4 protein-coding genes are annotated in these 3,885 nt (G+C 67.6%); all 4 read left to right on the plus strand.

Annotated elements, in window-relative coordinates; all coding sequences use genetic code 11:
* Positions 1–374 (plus strand): GMC family oxidoreductase (locus AC1DS3_RS36300; protein ID WP_477129101.1); only part of this gene is annotated, 374 nt, incomplete at its 5' end.
* Positions 375–549: 175 nt separating this feature from the next.
* A complete protein-coding gene (locus AC1DS3_RS36305; protein ID WP_441634194.1) occupies positions 550–1,707 on the plus strand; it encodes a polysaccharide biosynthesis/export family protein in 1,158 nt (385 codons plus the stop codon).
* Between the two features lie 58 nt (positions 1,708–1,765).
* Positions 1,766–2,551, plus strand: a complete 786-nt coding sequence (locus tag AC1DS3_RS36310; RefSeq protein WP_441634192.1) for a Crp/Fnr family transcriptional regulator — start codon at positions 1,766–1,768, stop codon at positions 2,549–2,551.
* 56 nt (positions 2,552–2,607) lie between these two features.
* Positions 2,608–3,885 (plus strand): P-loop NTPase family protein (locus AC1DS3_RS36315; RefSeq protein WP_477129102.1); only part of this gene is annotated, 1,278 nt, incomplete at its 3' end.

Consider the following 3,885-nt stretch of genomic DNA (forward strand, 5'->3'; position numbering starts at 1 on the left):
TGGAGGGCCAGCCCTGGCCGGCCGCGCTCGAAGGCACCTGGCACCACATGGGCACCACACGCATGCATGATTCGCCAGCAATGGGAGTGGTGGACCGCAATAGCCGCGTCCACGGCATCTCGAATCTCTATGTGGCCGGCAGTTCGGTGTTCCCGACCGTCGGCGCGAATTTTCCCACCATCACCATTGCTGCGCTGGCATTGCGCCTGGGCGGGCACATCGCACGGGAGCTCGGCATGCCGTGCGCGACCTACGCGAGCGACGGCACGCCGCAGCGCAGGGCGCCTGCACGCGAGCCTGAGCAAGCGATGACGCTGGCGGGCGCAGGCATGGCGGCCGCGGCGCAGGGCCTGGTGCCCTTGCGGGAGGAGTGACTTCGGGGGCCACGCCTGGGCGCAGGCGTGCCTGCACGACTGTGGCCTAACGTACATAAAGACCAGGTATTGGCGCGAATCTTGCGGCTATCCGGGGGCGGAACCCCAGATGGATCGTTGCAGGCACAGCGCCCTCGAACGACTTGAATGCGGTTCACGACTAGGAGACGCTGCCATGGCAACCAGGATCTTTCCCGCTCTTGCATTCGTTGCCGTGCTTGGCGGATGCGCGTGGGCGCCGGGCCCGGCACTGGACTCCAGCCGCCTGCATGACGACATCGGCGCCAAGACGGGTACGGAAGCTTACCCGGTGCAACTGATCAACTCGGCGGTGATCTCCCGCCAGATTGACGCGGTTGCCACGACCAACAGCCAGGTGACGCCTGCCACGGGCGCGAACCTTGCCCAGAGCATCGCGAAGTACGAGTACCGCATCGGCCCGCAGGACCTGCTGGGCGTCACGGTGCTGTACAACCCGCAGCTGAGTTCCAGCGCGGCGAACATGCAGCCCATTCCGATCGCGCCCGGCGCCGACGGCGGGCAACAGCAGGCGCCGCTGGAGCAGAACGGGTTTCGCGTCGGCGCCAATGGCGAGGTCTACTATCCGCCCGTGGGCATGCTGCGGGTTGGCGGAAAGACCGTGGAGCAGGTGCGCAGCATGATCTCCACGGCGCTGTCCAAGGAGATCCGGGACCCACGGGTCGACGTGCGCGTGGTGTCGTACCGCAATAGCCGGATCGACGTCACGGGGTTGGTGAAGAACCCGGGATCGCTGCAAGTCACCGATGTGCCGCTCTCGATGATCAACGCCATTGCGCGCACGGGCGGCACATTGCCCGATGCCGACGTGCAGAAGGTCAGGCTGACGCGCGGCGAGAAGGTCTACGAGCTGGATCTCGATACGCTGACCGAGCGGCGCAATGGCGTTGGCGATTTCCTCTTGCAGGGCGGTGACATCATCAACGTGCCCGACCGGCTCTCCAGCCGGATCTTCGTGATGGGCGAAGTGGTCAAGCCGACCTCGCTGCTGATGAACAAGGGCCGCCTCACGCTGGCCGACGCGCTTGCCGGCGTCAACAGCATCGACATCCGCGCTGCCGACCCGCGCCAGGTCTTCGTGATCCGCGGCGCGCGCGAGAACCCGACCCAGCCAGCCGTGTACCGRCTTGACATGACACAGGTGGATGCTTTGCTGCTGTCGACGCAGTTCCGCATGGAGCCGCTCGACGTGGTGTACGTGGGCACGTCGGATGCCGTGCGCTTTAACCGGGTGCTCGAGCAGATTACGCCGACCATCCAGACCCTGTTCTTCACCAAGCAGCTGGGCAAATAAACCAGGGCTGGCGGGGCAGGCAGTTGGGCAGTTAGGGTCTTGCAGGGGGAAACACGTGATGCACAGCCAGCGATTAGCTCCGGACGTCAATCACCTCCTGCGCGGCTTGCCGCGCGGCGACTGGGAGGCCATCTCCAACCACCTCGAACTGGTGCGCCTGCGCCCCGGGCAACTGCTGACCGATTGCGGGCAGCATACCAATCATGTGTATTTCCCGACCACGGCGGTCGTCTCCATGCTGTCCTTCCTGGAGGACGCCACCACCGTCGAGATCGCCACGGTCGGCAACGAGGGCATGGTCGGCATCCCGGTGGTGACGGGGGGCAATGCCATGCCCTACCGGCTGGAGGTGCACACGCCCGGGTTCGGCTACCGGCTCGCGGCAAACAAGCTGCGGCAAGAACTGCTGCGCTCACCGGCCATCCTGCGGCTGACCCTGCTGTACGTGCAGGCATTGCTCACGCAGATCGCGCAGACCGCGGTGTGCAACCGCTATCACTCGCTTAACCAGCAGGTTTGCCGCTGGCTGCTGCTCGCCGTCGACCGCCTTTGCTCGAACGAGATCGCCATTACCCAACAGGTCATCGCCACCAAGCTGGGCGTGCGCCGCGAGGGCGTGACCGAGGCCGCCAGGAAACTGGCGAATCTCGGGCTGATCCACTACAGCCGCGGCCACATCACGGTGATCGACCGGGTCCGGCTGGAGCTGCACGTCTGCGAGTGCTACGGCCTCGTCAGGCGCGAATACGAGCGCTTGCTGTCCACCGGGGGTGACGGGCCAGCCTTGCCGGAACGGGTGGGACACGCCCGCGCGCTGGCTGTCTGTGCGCATCACGCGCACTGAGCGCGGCAAGGGCTGCGGGGCATGTAGGGCATGGAGTGCAAGCGGGGGAGCCGAGCGTGATTACCTTTACCGAAGTGGGCTTGTCTCCGGCATCCCGGCAGCCGGGTTCCCGCGTGCGCTCGGGCGCGGCCCGGGCACTGCTTGACCATGCCGGCTGGATCCTTGCCGCCATGCTGTTCAGCGCGCTGTGCGGTGCGCTGTATGCGTGGTCGCTGCCTGCCATGTACGAGGCGGACGTATTGGTGCGCCCGGAGTCTGCCAGGCGCCTTGCGCTGAATGTGCAGGGCACGGCCAGCGCGGGGCAGCCCGCCGACGAACTGCGGCCGGACGCGCTGACCAGCCGCGCGGTGCTGGCGCCGGTGGTGCGGGAAACCCGCCTCGATATCACCGCGGCCCCGCGTACGGTGCCCGTGGCCGGTGCGCTATGGGCGCGGTTTGCCGGTGGCGCGCAGCCCGGGCCGCTTTCGACATCGCTTTCGACGCCGCTAGCTGCGCCGCTGGAGAGCCTGTCCGCCTACGCCTGGGGTGGTGAGCGGATCGACCTGATCGCCCTCAACGTGCCCGACGCGCTGCTCAACCAGCCACTGACGCTGGTGGCACTGGGCGAGCAGCGCTTTCGCCTGCTGGGCGAGGACGGCGTGTTGCTGCTGACGGGCAAGGTTGGCGACATTGCGCGGGGCCATGGCGTTTCGCTCAAGCTGGCGCAGCTCACCGCGCGCGCGGGGACCGAGTTCGTGGTGATGCGCCGCGACGCCGTCACGGCTGTCGAGCTGCTGGCGCGCGGGCTCAAGCTGGAGCCGCAGCGCGGCATGGCCACGGCAACCGGGCCGAATAGCGGTACGGCTGGCGCAGCCGCCGACGCGGTGCGCATCGTCTGGCGCGACGCCGACCGGGAGCATGCCGCGGCCGTGGTCAATGCCGTGGCGCGCTCGATTGTCGATACACAGGTCGGCCATCGGCGCGAGCAGGATAACCAGCAGCTGGATTTCGTCTCCGGCGAGCTGCCACGCGTGAAGGCCGAGCTGGAGGCGGCCGAGGCGGCTCTGGCGCGCTTTCGCACGCGCGCCGGGTCCTTGCAGCCTTCCCAGGAGTCCCAGTCCTACCTCAGCGGCAGCATCGAGTACCAGCGGCAGATCTCCGGGCTACGGCTCGAGCGTGCGCGCCTGCTGCGCAATTTCATGCCGCAGAGCCAGGAAGTGCGGGCGATCGACGAGCAGATCGAGCAGTTGCGCGGCGACAGGCGCAGMATGGATAGCCGGCGCCAAGGGCTGTCCGAGGCGGAGCGCGAGTCGGGGGCGCTGAGCCGCGACGTGAAGGTGGCCGAGGACATGTAC

The sequence above is a fragment of the Cupriavidus sp. 01L46 genome (genome assembly GCF_056399905.1).

What these genes read in the sequence shown, in the direction of transcription:
- AC1DS3_RS36310 (WP_441634192.1), top strand. Translation starts at nt 1,766, where the DNA reads ATGCACAGCCAGCGATTAGCTCCGGACGTCAATCACCTCCTGCGCGGC.